Source organism: Xenorhabdus griffiniae, from assembly GCF_015163655.1.
Lineage (GTDB): Bacteria > Pseudomonadota > Gammaproteobacteria > Enterobacterales > Enterobacteriaceae > Xenorhabdus > Xenorhabdus griffiniae.
Genome location: NZ_JADEUF010000082.1, coordinates 1 through 18,306 on the forward strand (window position 1 = coordinate 1; position 18,306 = coordinate 18,306).

The 18,306-nt window shown below is 44.9% G+C and carries 14 protein-coding genes; 10 read left to right on the forward strand and 4 right to left on the reverse strand.

Annotation, left to right across the window (positions count from 1 at the left end; translation table 11 throughout):
* Nucleotides 1-136 precede the first annotated feature (136 nt).
* Genes IQ211_RS13150 through IQ211_RS13180 form a run of 7 tightly spaced genes read left to right on the forward strand, consistent with a single transcriptional unit; the run spans nucleotide 137 to nucleotide 8,507 of the window.
* Entirely contained in the window at nucleotides 137-1,348 is a 1,212-nt protein-coding gene (locus IQ211_RS13150; RefSeq protein WP_189759316.1) for an aspartate aminotransferase family protein, read from the forward strand.
* Between the two features lie 23 nt (nucleotides 1,349-1,371).
* Nucleotides 1,372-2,400, forward strand: coding sequence for an arginine N-succinyltransferase (gene astA, locus IQ211_RS13155; protein WP_399478001.1), 1,029 nt, complete (start codon nucleotides 1,372-1,374; stop codon nucleotides 2,398-2,400).
* Between the two features lie 58 nt (nucleotides 2,401-2,458).
* A complete protein-coding gene (astD, locus tag IQ211_RS13160) occupies nucleotides 2,459-3,970 on the forward strand; it encodes a succinylglutamate-semialdehyde dehydrogenase (protein WP_189759314.1) in 1,512 nt (503 codons plus the stop codon).
* Nucleotides 3,957-5,300 (forward strand): N-succinylarginine dihydrolase, encoded by a 1,344-nt coding sequence (gene astB, locus IQ211_RS13165; RefSeq protein ID WP_189759313.1) that lies wholly within the window; start codon nucleotides 3,957-3,959, stop codon nucleotides 5,298-5,300. The genes astD and astB overlap by 14 nt, the downstream gene beginning before the upstream one ends.
* Nucleotides 5,301-5,312: 12 nt before the next feature.
* The gene (gene astE, locus IQ211_RS13170; protein WP_189759312.1) at nucleotides 5,313-6,320 is read left to right on the forward strand and encodes a succinylglutamate desuccinylase; all 1,008 of its coding nucleotides are present in this window, start codon (nucleotides 5,313-5,315) and stop codon (nucleotides 6,318-6,320) included.
* A 35-nt stretch (nucleotides 6,321-6,355) separates the two neighbouring features.
* Complete coding sequence (locus IQ211_RS13175; RefSeq protein ID WP_189759311.1) at nucleotides 6,356-7,780, forward strand: amino acid permease; 1,425 nt, start codon at nucleotides 6,356-6,358, stop codon at nucleotides 7,778-7,780.
* A 49-nt stretch (nucleotides 7,781-7,829) separates the two neighbouring features.
* On the forward strand, nucleotides 7,830-8,507 hold the full coding sequence (locus tag IQ211_RS13180; protein ID WP_189759310.1) for a hypothetical protein: 678 nt from the start codon (nucleotides 7,830-7,832) through the stop codon (nucleotides 8,505-8,507).
* A 113-nt stretch (nucleotides 8,508-8,620) separates the two neighbouring features.
* Here the strand turns inward: IQ211_RS13180 and pta are convergent, their stop codons facing one another.
* Together pta and ackA are read right to left on the reverse strand one after the other, a co-directional pair.
* A complete protein-coding gene (gene pta / locus IQ211_RS13185) occupies nucleotides 8,621-10,765 on the reverse strand; it encodes a phosphate acetyltransferase (RefSeq protein WP_189759309.1) in 2,145 nt (714 codons plus the stop codon).
* A gap of 89 nt (nucleotides 10,766-10,854) precedes the next feature.
* Nucleotides 10,855-12,057, reverse strand: coding sequence for an acetate kinase (gene ackA / locus IQ211_RS13190; protein ID WP_189759308.1), 1,203 nt, complete (start codon nucleotides 12,055-12,057; stop codon nucleotides 10,855-10,857).
* Nucleotides 12,058-12,320: 263 nt separating this feature from the next.
* Here ackA and yfbV point away from each other — a divergent pair, with 263 nt between their 5' ends.
* From yfbV to IQ211_RS13205, 3 genes are all read left to right on the forward strand, one after another.
* Nucleotides 12,321-12,776 carry a terminus macrodomain insulation protein YfbV gene (gene yfbV, locus IQ211_RS13195; RefSeq protein WP_189759307.1) on the forward strand — a complete coding sequence of 152 codons (456 nt, stop codon included), beginning with the start codon at nucleotides 12,321-12,323 and terminating at the stop codon, nucleotides 12,774-12,776.
* A gap of 160 nt (nucleotides 12,777-12,936) precedes the next feature.
* Nucleotides 12,937-13,596 (forward strand): sugar phosphatase, encoded by a 660-nt coding sequence (locus tag IQ211_RS13200; RefSeq protein WP_276529786.1) that lies wholly within the window; start codon nucleotides 12,937-12,939, stop codon nucleotides 13,594-13,596.
* Nucleotides 13,597-13,772: 176 nt separating this feature from the next.
* The gene (locus tag IQ211_RS13205; RefSeq protein ID WP_189759306.1) at nucleotides 13,773-15,602 is read left to right on the forward strand and encodes an SLC13 family permease; all 1,830 of its coding nucleotides are present in this window, start codon (nucleotides 13,773-13,775) and stop codon (nucleotides 15,600-15,602) included.
* 312 nt (nucleotides 15,603-15,914) lie between these two features.
* Here IQ211_RS13205 and yfbR read toward each other — a convergent pair whose 3' ends face one another.
* Nucleotides 15,915-16,496, reverse strand: coding sequence for a 5'-deoxynucleotidase (gene yfbR / locus IQ211_RS13210; protein ID WP_189759305.1), 582 nt, complete (start codon nucleotides 16,494-16,496; stop codon nucleotides 15,915-15,917).
* Nucleotides 16,497-16,723: 227 nt separating this feature from the next.
* Complete coding sequence (locus IQ211_RS13215; RefSeq protein WP_189759304.1) at nucleotides 16,724-17,938, reverse strand: pyridoxal phosphate-dependent aminotransferase; 1,215 nt, start codon at nucleotides 17,936-17,938, stop codon at nucleotides 16,724-16,726.
* Between the last annotated feature and the right edge of the window lie 368 nt (nucleotides 17,939-18,306).

Below are 18,306 nucleotides of genomic sequence, written 5' to 3' on the forward strand. Positions count from 1 at the left end.
TCACTTCAATATGCGTGTGCGCGAAGCGGGGGAGAGATCAGGTTTCATAGAGCGTTGTAAATTGCAACTTGAAGTTTAATACGTATATAAAATGATTCCTTATTTTTTTATATTTTAATCATGTGAGGAAACACAAATGTTGAACACGATCCAAAGAAATTGGTTTGACCAGTATATGGTTCCCTGTTTTTCACCGGCAAATTTTATCCCTGTCGTCGCTAAAGGCTCACGTGTCTGGGATCAGAATGGTAAGGAATATATTGATTTTGCTGGTGGAATTGCGGTGAATTCACTTGGTCACGCTAATGATGAATTAAAGAATGTATTAAATTTTCAAATGGAAAATATATGGCATATTGGTAATGGTTATACAAATGAACCTGTTTTAAAACTGGCGAAATCTCTGGTTGAAAATACATTCGCAGATAAGGTTTTTTTCTGTAATTCGGGAGCAGAAGCAAATGAAGCTGCATTAAAAATTGCCAGAAAATATGCATTAGATAAATATGGAGATCATAAGAACGAAATTATTTCATTTGAGAACTCCTTCCACGGCAGAACATTATTTACTGTGACTGTCGGAGGGCAACCTAAATATTCTCAAGATTTTGCGCCATTGCCGCAGCAAATTACTCACCTGCCATTTAATGATATCGATACTATCAAGGCCCATATATCAGAAAAAACTTGTGCTGTGATTGTTGAACCGATCATTGGGGAAGGCGGGGTGATCCCTGCCGAGCCGGCATTTTTAAAAGGATTACGGGAATTATGTGATCAATATCAAGCGTTGCTGATTTTTGACGAAATCCAAACGGGTATAGGCCGCACTGGGTATTTGTATGCCTACGAGGGGATTGGGGTAGAGCCAGATATCTTAACCAGTGCCAAAGGGCTGGGTGGTGGATTCCCGATAGGTGCCATGTTGGTCAGGCAACATATCGCAGAGGCTTTCCAGCCGGGATCACACGGTACAACATTTGGTGGAAATCCGCTGGCGGCAGCCGTTGCTAACAAAGTCGTCGAGTTGGTGAACCAACCGAAGTTTCTTGCTGGGGTGCAAGAGCGTCACCATGAATTTATGAGGAGGATGTCCAAGCTTAATCAACGTTATCAAGTATTCAGTGAATTGCGCGGTAAAGGGTTATTGTTGGGCGCTGAGTTGGTTGAAAAATATCAGGGTAAAGCGAAAAACCTGACTAATATCGCTGCGGAAGAGGGATTGATTGCTTTGATAGCCGGTCCCAATGTGTTGCGTTTTGCTCCTGCATTAAATATCGAACAGCAGGATATCAATGACGGTTTCATCCGCCTTGAAAACGCCCTCAGGCGATTTGTTCAGGAATAAAGCCGATTTGAGGTGATATCATGATGTTATTTAGACCCGTTCAATATGAAGATTTAGGGGATATCCTCAATCTTTCGTCCCGTGCAGGAATTGGCCTGACAACATTACCCAATAATCAGGAATATCTGGCAGCACGGATTTCACGCAGTATTGATTCTTTCAACGATGCAAAGGGACGAGCACAACAAGGATTTTTATTTACCTTGGAAGATACGGAAAAGCATCGTGTTGTTGGTGTCAGTGCGCTGGAAGTTGCTGTTGGGCTGGAAGAGCCTTTTTACAATTTTCGCGTACATCGATCAGTGCGAGCTTCCCGTGAATTGGGTGTCTATAACACATTTGAAACGCTGGTTGTCGGGCAGGATTATACCGGATGCACTGAATTGTGTACGTTATTCCTTGATCCCGATTATCACGGCGGAGGCAATGGTGTTTTTCTTTCCCGAAGCCGCTTGCAGTTTATTGCCGCATTCAGGCCTCTCTTTCCAAAATGCATTTTTGCGGAAATGCGTGGCGTTGCGAATCAACAGGGTGAATCGCCATTCTGGGATGCTCTGGGGAAACATTTCTTTAATGTCTCCTTTGCTGAAGCTGACTACTTGACGGGCATTGGCTCCAAAACGTTTATTGCAGAATTGATGCCATTTCATCCCATTTATGTCCCTTTGTTACCAGAAGAAGCACGCCAGACCATTGGTCAGGTACATGAAAATACGCTGCCTGCCCGCGCTATTTTGGAAAAAGAGGGATTTGCTTATCACGATGCGGTCGATATTTTTGATGCGGGCGCTATCCTTGATGCCGAAATTGACAATGTACGGACAATCAGAGCCAGCCGGCTTGTGCATGTTAAAAGAAACGATCAGGTTTCCCGATCGCAGGGCGGCGTACAATGCATTGTCTCTAACCTGAATTTTCAATCGTTTAAAGCACTCCTGTTGTCTGTTTCTGAATCTTTGGATAGCGATGAATTGCTGCTTACCTCCGCAGAAATGGCAGTACTGCATGTGGATGATGGCGATCCGGTACGCTTCGTTTCTCTTTTCTCTTAGCGGTTTTCACCATTAAAAACGTTGTCATTAAGCGCTGTTGCAATTGAGGAATTTCACAATGAATCATCAAGCAAATTACATTGGCGGTGAGTGGATAGCAGGGAAGGGCCTGCCTGTTATTAAATATTCTCCTGTAGATCAGCGGATCTTATGGCAGGCGAACGGTGCTGCTGAGCATCAGGTAGTTGAAGCCTGCCAATCCGCCCGTAAAGCATTTCCTGCATGGTCTGGATTGGCGGTTGAAAAACGGATTGCGATTATTCAGACATTTGCTGATTTGCTGACTCAAGAAAAAGAAAAAATCGCGCAGGTGATCAGTGAGGAAACCAGTAAGCCTTTGTGGGAAACACGGACAGAAATTCAATCGATGATAGGCAAGGTTGCTATTTCAATTGAAGCATGGTTACAGCGAACCGGGTATTCCGAAACACCGATGCCAGACGGAAAAGCGATATTACAGCATCGTCCTCACGGAGTGATGGCTATCTTCGGTCCCTATAATTTTCCGGGGCATTTACCGAATGGACACATTGTCCCTGCGCTCATTGCCGGTAATACATTGGTGTTCAAGCCCAGCGAATTAACGCCGCTGACGGCGGAAAAAACCATGGAATTGTGGATTAAAGCGGGATTGCCTGTAGGGGTATTGAATTTGGTTCAGGGAGGCAAAGAAACCGGTGGTGCCTTGCTGGATAATCGCGAAATTGATGGTGTGCTGTTTACAGGCAGTGCAGCAACGGGGTTCCACTTTCATCGCCTATTGGCAGGTCAGCCAGAAAAAATGCTGGCTCTGGAGATGGGCGGCAACAATGCCCTGATTGTAGACGATTATGATGATATTGACGCCGCGGTTTACACCATTATCCAGTCAGCCTTTATCTCCGCGGGGCAGCGCTGCACTTGTGCCCGTCGGTTGTTGGTGAAGCAAGGAGAGAAGGGCGATGCGTTGATCCAACAGTTAGTTGATGCCGCAGGCCAGATTGTGCCTGGTCATTGGAATGCTGATCCTCAGCCTTTTATCGGCGGCGTCATCTCTTTAGCGGCGGTGGAGAGTTTGCTGGACGCTCAGAATAAGTTATTGGCCCTGGGGGGGAGATCTTTGCTCACCTTAACCCAGCCTGATCAGCATTCGACGTTTATGACACCCGGCATCATTGATCTCACCAATGTTAAAGATATTCCTGACGAAGAATATTTTGGGCCTCTGTTGACAGTTAAGCGCTATACCACTTTCGATGAAGCCATCTCAATGGCAAATGATACCCGATTTGGACTGGCAACCGGGCTAATTTCTCCTGATCCCGGCCTGTTTGAGAAGTTAATGCAAGCGGCGAGAGCGGGGATCGTGAACTGGAATAAACCGCTGACAGGCGCATCCAGCAAGGCTCCGTTTGGTGGTATTGGGGCTTCTGGTAATCATCGCCCCAGTGCTTATTATGCCGCGGATTATTGCGCCTGGCCGATGGCTTCCCTGACGACGGAAAGTTTAGTGTTGCCTGAAACACCGGCACCAGGACTTAATTTTTTCATCAATCAATCGGATGTCAGAGGTGGTTATGTCAGGAATTGAAGCAAATTTTGATGGTTTGATCGGCATGACACACCATTACGCCGGCCTGTCAACGGGGAATAAAGCGTCCATCAATCATCAAGGGAAAGAATCTAATCCGCGTAAAGCCGCACTTCAGGGATTGATGAAAATGAAGGCGTTGTCTGATATGGGGTTAGTACAGGGGGTTTTGCCCCCGCAACAGCGTCCTAACCTGCCCGTGTTGCGACAGATCGGGTTTACCGGCAGTGACGAACAGGTATTAAATAAAGTCGCACAATATTCTCCGTTGTTATTGTCTAATCTCAGTTCCGCCTCTTCCATGTGGACAGCAAATGCGGCAACGGTTTCTCCTTCAGCAGATAGTGCGGATCAACGTGTCCACTTCACGGTAGCAAATTTAAATAACAAGCTGCATCGTTCGCTGGAAAGCACCACGACTTCACGAGCTCTGAAAGCAACTTTCCCAGCGCAAAACTATTTTGTTCATCATGATCCTCTGCCACAACATGTGGATTGGGGAGATGAAGGTGCGGCAAACCACAATCGTTTTTGTGGCGAATATGACGAAGCTGGTGTGCAGTTATTTGTTTACGGACGCAAGGCATTGCAGGAAGGGATTGTACCTAAGCGTTATCCCCCTCGGCAGACACTGGAAGCTAGCCAGGCAATCGCCCGCCTGCATCAATTAGAGGACTCCAGAACGGTATTTGCCCAACAAAATCCCGTAGCCATTGATAGTGGTGTGTTTCATAACGATGTCATTTCAGTGAGTAACCGTCATGTTCTTTTTCATCACCAGCAGGCTTTTTTAAATCAGCAAGCAGTATTGACCGAGTTGGGGGAGAAAATGGCGCGGCTTGGGCACAACTTGGTGGCGATTGAAGTGCCTATGGAGCAAGTCACCCTTCAGGATGCGGTCGAATCTTACTTGTTTAACAGCCAGCTGTTGAGCCAGCCGGATGGCAACATGATGCTGATTTTACCGGAAGAGTGCCGCCAAAATCACAATGTTTCAGCTTACTTGCAAGAGTTGATTGCAAAAGGAAACTCTCCCATCAATAAACTCCACTTTTTTGACTTGCGAGAAAGTATGCGCAATGGCGGTGGACCGGCTTGTTTGCGACTCAGGGTTGTTTTAAATGAACAAGAGTTGGCAGCAGTCAATCCAGCTACCTTGATGACACCAAAATTGTATCAACGCCTGGCGGCATGGGTGGAACGCCATTATCGGGATTCCTTGTATGTAGCTGATCTTGCTGATCCGCAGCTATTGAGGGAGGTCTATTTTGCCCTTGATGAACTGACACAGATCCTTAAGTTAGGTTCGATTTATGAATTTCAGAATTAATCAGGAGATGAAATGGATTTACTGACTTTATTGCTTGAAAACAAGATCGAAAATAACTTGGTTTTTCCGCCAACGATTCAGTCATCATGGCTAGCGGAAGGGGTATTACAGTTATTACCGCAAAAACGACCACAAGTAACAAGGGCCTCTTCACAAGAAAAATCTGTCGATACGTTGATTATCTCCGCCGGAATTCATGGCAATGAAACGGCACCGGTAGAAATACTTATCCAGTTATTATCACAACTGGCTCAGGGAAAATTGCCATTGCAACATAATCTTCTGCTGGTATTTGGCAATTTACCCGCCATGCGGGCAGGGCAACGATATATTGATTATGATCTCAACCGTATGTTTGGTGGCCGTTATCAAAATTTTCCTTTAGGGAATGAATCGAAGCGGGCAATGGAATTGGAGTCTGCTATCCAGCGATTTTTTCATGAAACGGCGGTGATGGCATCAACGCAATATCGGCACCTTGATCTTCATACTGCAATCCGAGGTTCCTGTCATGAACAGTTCGCCCTATTGCCATACCAGGCACGTGAATATGCTGCGGATTTTTTACAATGGCTGGAAGATAGCGATCTCGATGCCTTGGTATTTCATAACACAGCAGGGGGAACGTTCAGTCACTTTACCAGCGAACATTACAATGTGGATAGTTGCACGCTGGAGATCGGTAAGGCGCTGCCTTTTGGACAAAATGATTTAACCAGGTTCAGCAATATTACCACGGCCTTGCAGGATTTGATTGCTGGATTGCCTTCAGGTAAACGCGTTAAAGCGGCGTTTAAACGCTATCGTGTGGTTGATGCAATTATCAAACAACATGACAGTTTTCAGCTCAATATCCCAGAAGATACAAAAAATTTCACTGAATTGCCGCAAGGTTTTGATATCGCCCATCAGCAATATCAATCCTGGAAGATTGAATCGCCTGCCAACTTTATCCTGTTTCCCAACGCTCATGTTGCTGTTGGGCTACGGGCAGGACTGTTGTTAGAAAAATTAACCTAATCAATTCATAAAACAGCAAGCCGTAGAGGTTATTGATGACGAGATCATTAAAAACACCGGTGGAACAATCAGCCGATGAGCAAAAACTGCACCGTGGATTGGGTAAGCGCCATGTTCAGTTGATCGCAATTGGTGGTGCCATTGGGACAGGATTGTTTATGGGAGCAGGGAAAACCATCGCAGTATCAGGGACTTCAATTATCCTGACTTATCTTTTGATTGGCTTTTTTGCTTTTATGGTCATGCGGGCAATGGGGGAACTGTTGCTCACCAAATTGGATTACAGGACGTTTGCTGATTTTGTCGCGGATTATCTTGGGGATAAGGCCAGCTATTTTCTGGGATGGACTTATTGGATGAGCTGGATCGTCAGTTGCATCGCAGATGTGGTGGTATGTGGTGGTTATATCCAGTATTGGTTCCCAGACAGTTGGCTTTGGTTAACGGCACTGTTTATTTTGGCATTGATGTGCCTGTGTAATTTCTTCTCAGTACGGCTGTTTGGTGAAACGGAATTCTGGTTTGCCATGATTAAAGTGGTGACGATAGTGGCTTTAATTATCGTTGGCATTGGTATGGTTTTTGTCGGCTGGACTTCTCCCAATGGTGTGACCGCTTCTATAAACCATTTGACGGAGCCTGAAGTCTTTCTGCCCAATGGCGTATTGGGATTTCTGGCGGGTTTTCAGATTGCGATTTTCTCTTTTACCGGTATTGAGCTGGTTGGCACTGTGACGGCTGAAACCAAAGAGCCAGAGAAAATCTTACCCAAAGCGATCAACAGTATTCCGATCAGGGTCATTATCTTTTATGTGCTTTCCATGATGTGCATTATTGCTGTTACCTCATGGCCACAGATTTCATCGGAAGTGAGTCCCTTTGTGACGTTGTTTGCATTGGCAGGGTTGCCAGCAGCAGCAGCGGTGATTAATTTTGTTGCCCTGACTTCGGCGATGTCCTCGGCCAATAGTGGGTTATATGCCTGTACCCGTATGCTTTATGGTTTGTCCACGGAAAAGCTGGCGCACCGCAAATTTGGGCAACTTTCAATCAACAGTGCCGTTCCCATATTTAGCTTGATATTTTCGGTGCTTTGTATGGCAAGTGGCGTATTCTTGCTATTTATTATCCCCAATGTCATGAAATTATTCACTATTGTTACGACTGTGGCAGCCATTATGGTGATTTATAGCTGGTGTATGATACTGATTGCTTATCTGGCTTATCGCAAGAAACGTCCTGACCTGCATAAAAAATCTATCTATAAAATGCCAATGGGCATTCCTATGACATGGTGTACCTTGCTATTTTTTGCCTTTACGGTGGTGATCATGGTGTTTGATTATGACACCCGTATTGCTCTATATGGTACGCCGGTGTGGTTTGTGATATTGGAAATGTTGTGGCGAATGAGAAAACATCGGGAAAAACAGAAAATTCAGCAAGAAATAGTAAATTGAATTAAACAGATCCTATGAAGATATTTTTTATATTATTGGGAGATAGATCATGATACTTGAATCCAAATTTTTTAGCATCTTGGACCCAGATATAACGGGACCATTGACGCGTAGTGAGTCAAATTTAATAAATATGTCTTCCAGGGGATCTAATATTAAAGATTTTATCACTATCAGAGAGGTTGGGCTTCAAGAGGCTTTATGTATTGCTAATCAAATAAGAACGAACATGATTAATGCTGATTGGTTGATAAGTGCGAATCAGAACAGACAATTAAGTCGGGAGCAGGAACGATGGAATTCGAGGTATAAGGCTAGCTATAGAATACTTTCCCACATCTCTTGTCTCTTAGAAAGTAATTTTGCCGGTGTTTCCGCTTCAATAGAGTATTATTCCTTTGTTATGTTTTTTCAAGGAACACCAATTGGTATGTTGATATTTTCTAACAACAAGGAAAGAGTCACAGAACCTTCTTCTATTATAGAGTTTGCTACCCATATAGGTATTAGAAATAGTGGGATTTTTCTAATGGAATATGCGGTAAACAAATCAAAAACACTGGGTAAAAATGGGAATATCAAACTAATACCAGAGCCTGCTGCGAGAAATGTTTACTTTCAATATGGGTTTGGATATCAAAGAGGTTACATGGTATTAGAACCAGACAAAAGTGATAAATGGGGATTTTGGCGGGGAGAATACTATTTTAAGGCAAGTTGTGTATAAACAGAAAGTTTCTGCCCCCCTGAACCATTGAAAAGAATTACTGATCATCAGCAGACAAAAAATAACCCTACGCTAACAGCATAGGGCTATCTTATGTTTATGCAGCGAGAAAATTACGCGTTTTCTTGCTGGGTTGCCTGAATTGCAGTCAGTGCAACAGTGTAAACGATATCATCAACCAGTGCGCCACGGGACAGGTCGTTAACGGGTTTACGCATACCTTGCAGCATTGGTCCGATAGAAACCAGATCTGCTGAACGCTGTACCGCTTTGTAAGTGGTATTACCGGTGTTCAGATCCGGGAAGATGAACACGGTGGCCTGGCCTGCAACCGGCGAGTTAGGCGCCTTGGATTTTGCTACATCTGCCATGATAGCCGCGTCATACTGCAATGGGCCATCGATGATCAGATCTGGGCGTTTTTCCTGTGCCAGACGGGTTGCTTCACGCACTTTTTCAACGTCGCTGCCTGCACCAGAGTTTCCGGTGGAGTAAGAGATCATCGCAACGCGAGGCTCAATACCAAATGCTTTCGCAGAATCCGCAGATTGGATTGCGATTTCAGACAGTTGTTCTGCGGTCGGATCTGGGTTGATCGCACAGTCTCCGTAAACCAGCACTTGTTCTGGCAGCAACATAAAGAAGACAGAAGAAACCAGAGAGCTGTTTGGTGCCGTTTTAATTAACTGCAATGGCGGGCGGATGGTGTTCGCTGTGGTATGCACTGCACCGGAAACCAGACCATCAACTTCGTTTTGTTCCAGCATCATGGTGCCCAGAACGACGTTGTCTTCCAATTGTTCGCGGGCAACAACTTCGGTCATGCCTTTGTTCTTGCGCAGTTCAACCAGACGTGGCACATAGCGTTCACGTACGGATGCAGGGTTAACAAGTTCAATACCTGCGCCCAGTTCAACGCCTTGAGCCGCTGCTACACGACGAATTTCTTCTGGATCGCCCAGCAGGATACATTCTGCAATGCCACGCTCAGCACAGATAGCCGCTGCTTTGACGGTACGTGGTTCGTCGCCTTCCGGCAGAACGATACGCTTGCCAGCCTGACGAGCCAGTTCGGTTAACTGGTAACGGAATGCAGGTGGAGACAGCAGGTTTGGACGCTCTGATGCAGCTGCCAGAGAATCGATCCACTCGCTGCTGATGTGTTGTGCAACGTAGTTTTGTACTTTTTCGATGCGCTCATGGTCATCGGCTGGCACTTCCAGACTGAAACTTTGCAGGTTCAGGGAAGTCTGCCATGTGTTGGTCTTCACAGTGAAAACGGGCAGGCCGGTGTTGAATGCACGTTCGCACAGTTCACGGATAGAATCGTCAATTGAGTAACCACCGGTCAGCAATACAGCACCAATTTCAACACCATTCATGGCTGCCAGACATGCCGTGATCAGTACGTCAGGGCGGTCAGCCGAAGTCACCAGCAGAGAACCCGGACGGAAGTACTCCAGCATGTTAGGAATGCTGCGAGCACAGAAAGTCACGGACTTAATGCGACGGCTTTCGATAGCACCTTCATTGATAATGCTAGCTTTCAGGTGCTTAGCCATATCAATTGCACGGGTAGCGATCAGGTCAAAACTCCACGGGATACAACCGAGAATAGGCAGTGGGCTGTTTTTGAAGATAGTTTTTGGATCGACGTTAGTGATCGTCGCTTTGGTTGATTCGTCAAAGATCTCGGATAAATCAGGGCGTGTACGGCCTTGGTCATCAACCGGGGCATTCAGTTTATTGACGATAACACCGATAATGTTTTGGTTCTTGCTGCCACCGTATTCAGCCCGGCTCAGTTCAATTCTTTCTTTCAGTTGCTCTGGAGTATTGGTACCCAGGGCTGTCACGAACACGATTTCAGCGTTCAGTGTCTTGGCGATTTCATAGTTCAGGGACTGGGCAAACGGATGTTTGCGAGTCGGCACCAAACCTTCGAGCAGAACCACTTCCGCATCTTTGGTGTTTTCGTGGTAACGCGCCACGATCTCTTCCATTAATACGTCTTTTTTGTTAGTACTTAGCAGTGACTCCACATACGCCATATCCAGAGGTTCAGCAGCATGGATGCTGGAGTGTGAACGGATAATGGAAGTGGTTTGATCCTGAGAACCAGTGTGACGTGGTTGGGCGATAGGTTTGAAAACGCTCAGGCGAACGCCTTTTTGCTCCATAGAGCGAATAACACCCAGGCTGACACTGGTTAAACCAACGCTAGTGTCAGTAGGGATTAACATAATTGTACGGGACACGGAAACCTCTTTAACGGTTGCTCGTCAGTCAATAAATGATATCTTCGTGAAAACCGCCAGCATTGCTGGCGGTTATAAAATCATGCTGATTATGCGGTCAGACGTGCTGAATCCTGAGCAATAACCAACTCTTCATTGGTTGGAATAACCAGAGCTGGGCGGCTGTTATCTGTCGTGATAACGCCTGATTTGCCGAAGCGAGCAGCAAGGTTACGCTCATGATCATATTCAAAGCCCAGCAGAGCCACTTTCTTCATGGTCAGTTCACGAACCAGAGCGGAGTTTTCACCGATGCCACCAGTGAAAATAATGGCGTCCAGACGGCCTTCCATCAATGCACTGTATGCGCCGATGTATTTAGCCAGACGGTGGCAGTAAACATCCATAGCACGTTTAGCGTCAGCTTTGGTTTCGTAGTTGTCTTCTACATAACGGCAATCGCTGGTGACTTCAGTCAAACCTAAGAAACCAGACTCTTTGGTCAACAGGGTATTGATCTGAGCAATGCTCATACCCATTGCATCGTGCAGATGGAATACGATAGCGGGATCGATATCACCACTGCGGGTTCCCATGACCAGGCCTTCCAGTGGAGTCAGGCCCATGGAAGTATCAACACACTGACCGTTAACAATGGCAGAAACAGAACCACCGTTGCCCAGGTGGCAAGTGATGACATTCAGTTCTTCAACGGGTTTGTTCAGCATCTTGGCTGCTTCACGGGAAACATAGAAATGGCTGGTACCATGTGCACCATAACGACGGATGCCATGCTCTTTGTACAGGTTGTAAGGCAGTGCGTACAGGTATGCTTCTTCAGGCATAGTCTGGTGGAATGCGGTGTCAAATACGGCAATGTTTTTCTCAAGCAGATGAGGGAAGGCTTTTTTCGCTTCAGCAATACCGATCAGGTGAGCTGGGTTGTGCAGAGGGGCGAATGGAATAGCCGCTTCAATGCCTGCGATAACTTCATCGGTGATAACCACGGAAGACGTGAACTTCTCACCACCATGAACAATGCGGTGACCGATGGCTGAGATTTGTGCAGAAAGTTCTGGCTTTTCAGCCAGGATAGTATTAACAATGAAGTTCAGTGCTTCGCTGTGTGCTGCGCCGGCACCTAAAGCAGCTTCGTTTTTCGCGCCATCCATTTTCCATTTAATACGGGCTTCTGGCAGGCCAAAGCACTCTGCTAAACCAGAAAGATATTCTTCACCATTGGCAGGATCGATGATAGCGAATTTCAGGGAGGAGCTACCGCAATTAAGAACCAGTACCAGCTTACTTGACATGGAAATACCTATTATCTTGTTGTGATCTAATCTTAAATAAGAACAATGTTAAAAATAAAACAATTTATTAACAAACCGAACCCAATTGTTGCGAAAAAGGGCAAAATTCCTGTTTTGCTACTGCAACAACATAAAAGTCTGTGTAGGATACCGTTTGCTAGCAATAAAGACAAAATATACTTAATAGTATTAATACTACAAAAAAGATTTTATCTTTTGTAGGGATTTTTTAAAAACTATACCTTTAATTGATTGAGGTCATGATGAACACGACACCGCCTGTTAGCCAGGGTTGGTTCAAACGTATGCAATTAGGACAGCAATATTTGAAAACCTGGCCACTGGAAAAGCAGCTTGCGCCTGTTTTTCCTGAAAATCGTGTGATTAAGGCGACTCGCTTTGGTATTCGGTTTATGCCGCCATTGGCCATTTTTACTTTGACATGGCAAATCGCGCTGGGTGGTCAATTGGGGCCATCGGTAGCAACAGCACTGTTTGCCTGTAGTTTGCCGTTGCAGGGATTATGGTGGTTGGGGAAACGTGCGGCGACGCCATTACCGGAAAAATTATTGCATTGGTTTTATGACATTCGGGAAAAATTTGCTCAGGCCGGCATTGCAATGGCACCAGTAGAAAATGCCCCGACCTACTTTTCATTGGCTGAATTGCTTAAACGGGCTTTTAAGCAATTAGACGACGCTTTTCTTGATGATATTTAATCCCCAGGTGTTATACCAAGCTAACTTCAAGATGCGTCTCTCCGCGAAGCGGGGGAGAAATCAGGTTTCATAGCGTGTTGTAAATTGCAATTTGAAGTTTAATGCGTATATAGGGGATAAGTATCTGATTAACACATAATGACATTTGAAGGAGTCGGGTTTGGTTTTGAAATGTAGAGGTTTTTTATTCGATTTGGATGGTACGCTAATTGATTCATTGCCTGTGGTTGAGCGAGCATGGATTCAGTTTGCCGATAAGATGGGTATCGATAGGGATGAAGTTCTGAACTATGTTCATGGTACGCCGGCGATATTATCGCTCCGGCATTTTATGCCAGATGCGAGTGAAGAAGAGATCGCTGATACTTTCAAATGGATTGAAAAAATTGAAACAGAAGATACGGAAGGCATTACAGCTTTGCCTGGTGCCATAGCTTTGATTGATAAGTTGAATGCACTGGATATTCCGTGGGCCATTGTGACATCGGGAACGATTCCTCTTGCTTCTGCGCGTCATAAAGTGGCGGAATTACCAGAACCTGCTCATTGGGTGACGGCCGAATCGGTAACAAATGGAAAACCAAATCCTGAACCCTATTTATTGGGGGCTAAAAAGCTGGGATTATTGCCGGAGGAATGTGTCGTGTTTGAAGATGCTGCTGCGGGAATAAATGCCGGCTTGGATGCGGGTTGTCAGGTTGTTGTTGTCCACGATTCACCGGATATTCCACGCCGCAATGAAATTCATTTGACGATTAATAATCTGGAAGATATTGAGATTGTCAAATCTGGCAGTTACGTATCGATTTATACCGATTGAGGCATCCCAAATCAGAAGGTTCCTTGATCATAACGAGGGATTTTCTCTAAGAAACATGGTCTACTGACTTTGTTAACGTTTGTACCTGTAGGCTTTTGATATATAGCCAATCTGCTAATTGGCAGATTGGTCGTGCGGATAGTCATATTTGAAAGGTATCGTTGATAGAGGCCAAATTGAGTAGCGAACTGTTATGGGTATTAACCCTGCTATTGATAGCCATTGTGCTTTTCACCACCAATAAAGTCAGAATGGATGTTGTGGCTTTATTGCTGATCATCGCATTTGTCTTGAGTGGCACACTGACGTTAAGTGAAGCCACTGTCGGTTTTAGTGATCCCAATGTGTTGTTGATTGCTGCCCTATTTGTCATTGGCGAAGGGTTGGTGAGAACTGGGGTTGCTTATCAGATGGGAGACTGGTTGGTCCGTGTCGCAGGTAACAATGAAACCAAGATGTTGGTTTGGTTAATGTTATCCGTTGCCGGATTGGGGGCTTTCATGAGTTCTACGGGAGTTGTGGCAATATTTATACCTGTTGTCCTGAGTGTGGCCGCCAGAATGAAAACCTCTCCGGGGCGATTGATGATGCCATTAGGATTTGCCGGTTTGATCAGCGGCATGATGACCTTGGTCGCAACGCCACCCAATATGGTCGTCAATAGTGAGCTGGTGCGCGAGGGGCTGCGGGGTTTTGATTTTTTCTCCATTACACCGATCGGCATATTAGTGTTGATGGCGGGCGTAATTTACATGCTCGTTGCTCGTCGTTGGCTAGGGGGAATAAACTATCAGACAACGGACGAGCGTTATCATCGAACATTTCGTGGTTTGATACGCGATTATAAATTGTCGGGCCGTGCTCGCCGTCTGACTATCCGTCCAGGTTCACCTCTGGTTGGACACACATTGGATGAATTAGGGCTGCGTGCCCGTTATGGTGCCAATGTCATTGGTATTGAACGTTGGCGTAAATTCCGTCGAGTGATGGTGGCTGCCACTGGGGATATGGAGTTGCAGAGGCAGGATGTCTTGCTGGTGGATATGTCGGATAGTGATATTGATTTGCGGGAGTTTTGCCGTGAGCAGCAGCTAGAACCGATGGTATTGCGTGGGGAATATTTTTCCGAGCACTCGCGTAATGTGGGTATGGCTGAGGTTTCGGTGCTCCCTGAATCCGAACTTTTGGGGCAATCATTACGTGATATGAAATTTCGTACACGCTATGGTCTCAATATAGTGGGGATACGTCGCGGGGGAAAAGCGTTAGAAGGGAAGTTAGTGGATGAACCTTTGTTGCTTGGTGATACCCTGCTGTTGATTGGCGATTGGAAATTGATCCACGCGTTAAAAACAAAAACGCCTGATTTTATTGTACTAAATCTGCCTGTTGAAGTGGAAAGTGCGGCCCCTGCTGCCTCACAAGCTCCACATGCCTTATTCTGCCTTGCCCTGATGGTCGCTATGATGCTGACCAATGAAATTCCCAATTTTATTGCCGCGTTAATCGCCTGCCTGTTAATGGGGAAATTCCGCTGTATTGATATGGAAAGTGCTTACCGTTCCATTCACTGGCCGAGCATTATTTTGATTGTTGGTATGATGCCTTTTGCGCTGGCATTGCAGAAGACGGGAGGTATTGATCTCATTGTCAAGGGATTGATGGATATCGCAGGTAATATGGGGCCACGGGTGATGTTGGTGTGCCTGTTTGTACTTTGTGCCATGATAGGATTGTTTATTTCCAACACTGCGACAGCTGTGCTAATGGCCCCGATTGCGATTGCGGCGGCGAATGAGATGGCTGTTTCTCCTTTGCCCTTTGCGATGATTATTGGTGTGGCGGCTTCGGCAGCATTTATGACACCCGTTTCATCTCCCGTTAATACGTTGGTACTGGGGCCGGGAGGATATCGGTTTGCTGATTTCGTGAAACTTGGCGTACCTTTTACGTTAATTGTGATGGGGATTAGCGTTGCGATTATCCCAATACTTTTTCCATTCTAATATTTCTATCGAAGCAGCTTCCGCATAGCAGGAAGCTGCGTCAGGAATATTGTTTAATATTATTGAATAATTATATCAATCTGACTTCAAGATGCGTGTGATTTCTTCCCGCGAAGCGGGGGAGAAATCAGGTTTCATAGCGTGTTGTAAATCGCAACTTGAAGGTTAATGTGTATATAACTCTAAATGATTATGTCTGGGTAATATACCCATCTCATTTTAAGATGCATATTGTTTCTCCCTTGCGAAGCGGGAAGAAACAATGGGTTATGTTGTCTTATAACGCGCAACTTAAAAGGTAATGCGTATGATTTATAAGCTGATTTCATCAAGGGAGAGGCTGAAACTTGGTACAAACACATCCATAAAATAATCCATTTCTTCACTGTGACGCTCTGCCAGTGTCTTATCCAATCGCTTTTTGGCTTGATTGAATTCGGTATTGCCTGCTGAGAGTTCCTCCAGGCATTTCAAGTAAGCGCATAATGCATCGGCTTGCTTGATAATACGGATTTCTTCTTCACTATGGTGATGCTCATCCAGAATGGTACGAAAATCATCCTGTAATTCAGCCGGTAACATAGCCAATAATTTTTGTTGGGCTATTTTTTCTATTTTCTTATATTCATGGGCAATTTGGGGATTGTAGTACTTAATTGGTGTTGGCAAATCACCGGTGATGACTTCGCTGGCATCGTGATACATTGCCAACAGGGCGATCCGTTCAGGATTGACATTGCCGCTGAATTTACGGTTTTTGATGATTGCCAAAGCGTGTGCGACAAAAGCAACCTGTAAACTGTGCTCTGAAACATTTTCTGTACGTACATTTCGCATAAGAGGCCAACGGCTAATTAATTTCAGGCGGGATAATTGGGCGAAAAAATGACTCATAATTTCCTCTTGTAGCCGATTAATTTGTAGCAAAATTGTAGCGGAATAATATGGTTAATTGTGAGCGGAGTATCGATAACTTGAAAAATGACGGGAATATTTACGCGCGAAAAATTCATTTATGGAAAAAATAGCGGTAAGTCAGAAATAAGTATTTATCTCAGCGAAGAGCCATCCCATTAATTTGTTAATATTAATGGGATTGGCTTTAATGAAAAAGATTATGGTTATTGGCGATAATTACCGATGAATCGGGCGAATTTTTCAATTGCCATTTGTAAGTCAGCGATATGTGGCAGTGTAACAATGCGGAAATGGTCAGGATCTGGCCAGTTAAATGCGGTGCCTTGAACCAGCAAGACTTTCTCCTGTAGTAAGAGATCGAGTACCATTTTTTGGTCATCATAAATATTGAAACGTTTGGTGTCTATTTTCGGGAACATATAGAGGGCACCCATCGGTTTCACACAGGAAACTCCAGGGATCTGGTTAATCAGTTCCCATGCACGGTTACGTTGTTCATAGAGTCTGCCACCTGGGAAAATAAATTCACTGATGCTTTGATAACCACCTAATGCTGTTTGGATTGCGTGCTGCATTGGCACATTGGCACAAAGGCGCATTGATGCCAGCATTTCTAATCCTTCAATATAATCCTTAGCCTGTTTTTTGGGGCCGTTGAGGACCATCCAGCCTTGACGGAAACCAGCAACACGATAGGTTTTGGACAGACCATTAAAAGTCACAGTAAAGAGATCAGGTGCTAATGCTGCAATGGGGTGGTGCTGGGCATCATCGTACAGGATTTTGTCGTAAATCTCGTCAGCAAAGATAATCAGATTATGCTGGCGGGCGATTTCTACGATTTCCAGCAACAACTCTTTGCTATATACCGCGCCGGTTGGGTTATTCGGGTTGATAATAACGATACCACGGGTACGTGGGGTAATCTTACGGCGTATGTCATCTAAGTCAGGAAACCAGCCCTGTTGCTCATCACATAGATAGTGGACGGCATTACCGCTGGAAAGTGATACTGCCGCAGTCCAAAGAGGGTAGTCAGGCGCAGGCACCAACATTTCGTCCCCGGTATTCAACAGGGCCTGCATGGATTGAACAATAAGTTCAGAGACACCATTACCAATAAAGATATCTTCAACGGTAACATCCAGCATATTTCTGGCCTGATAATGCTGCATGATTGCCTTACGCGCTGAATACAATCCTTTTGAATCAGAGTAACCCTGGGCGGTTGGCAGATTACGGATAACATCGACTAAAATTTCATCAGGCGCTTCAAATCCGAATGGCGCCGGATTACCAATGTTTAATTTCAGTATCTTATTACCTTCTTCTTCGAGTCGTTTGGCTTCTTTGAGGGTATTCCCTCGAATGTCGTAGCAGACATTATCTAATTTACTGGATTTATTAATGGAAAACATAGGGTGCCTTGACCTCTTTGGCAAAATGGATACTACCCGGCATAAAAAGTGTGATGATCAATGTACTCTTCTCAGTCTGTATTTTGAAGAGGCTTTGATATCTTTGGTTAAAATGGTTGTTTTAAGAATAAATGAATAAGTTTGCTCTCTGATTTATTGTCTTTTATTGGTGTTTTATTTCAACTATATGTGTTAAATTGTAATTAAATTTTGCATAATGACGGGTTTTTAGATGGCAGGGGAGACAGTAGATGACATTTTTACGAAGCTTTTGGGTTCATTTGTCGTTTTTATCAGGGAACCCAAATTGTAAATAAAAGTAAGAAGATTTGTATAATGTATGTCTCTTATAAACATCACCGAGCCCA

Excerpts from the sequence above, each read along its gene's own strand:
- IQ211_RS13150 (WP_189759316.1), top strand. The coding sequence starts at position 137 with ATGTTGAACACGATCCAAAGAAATTGGTTTGACCAGTATATGGTTCCC.
- astA (WP_399478001.1), top strand. The coding sequence starts at position 1,372 with ATGTTATTTAGACCCGTTCAATATGAAGATTTAGGGGATATCCTCAAT.
- astD (WP_189759314.1), top strand. The coding sequence starts at position 2,459 with ATGAATCATCAAGCAAATTACATTGGCGGTGAGTGGATAGCAGGGAAG.
- astB (WP_189759313.1), top strand. The coding sequence starts at position 3,957 with ATGTCAGGAATTGAAGCAAATTTTGATGGTTTGATCGGCATGACACAC.
- astE (WP_189759312.1), top strand. The coding sequence starts at position 5,313 with ATGGATTTACTGACTTTATTGCTTGAAAACAAGATCGAAAATAACTTG.
- IQ211_RS13175 (WP_189759311.1), top strand. The coding sequence starts at position 6,356 with ATGACGAGATCATTAAAAACACCGGTGGAACAATCAGCCGATGAGCAA.
- IQ211_RS13180 (WP_189759310.1), top strand. The coding sequence starts at position 7,830 with ATGATACTTGAATCCAAATTTTTTAGCATCTTGGACCCAGATATAACG.
- ackA (WP_189759308.1), bottom strand. The coding sequence starts at position 12,057 with ATGTCAAGTAAGCTGGTACTGGTTCTTAATTGCGGTAGCTCCTCCCTG.
- yfbV (WP_189759307.1), top strand. The coding sequence starts at position 12,321 with ATGAACACGACACCGCCTGTTAGCCAGGGTTGGTTCAAACGTATGCAA.
- yfbR (WP_189759305.1), bottom strand. The coding sequence starts at position 16,496 with ATGAGTCATTTTTTCGCCCAATTATCCCGCCTGAAATTAATTAGCCGT.
- IQ211_RS13215 (WP_189759304.1), bottom strand. The coding sequence starts at position 17,938 with ATGTTTTCCATTAATAAATCCAGTAAATTAGATAATGTCTGCTACGAC.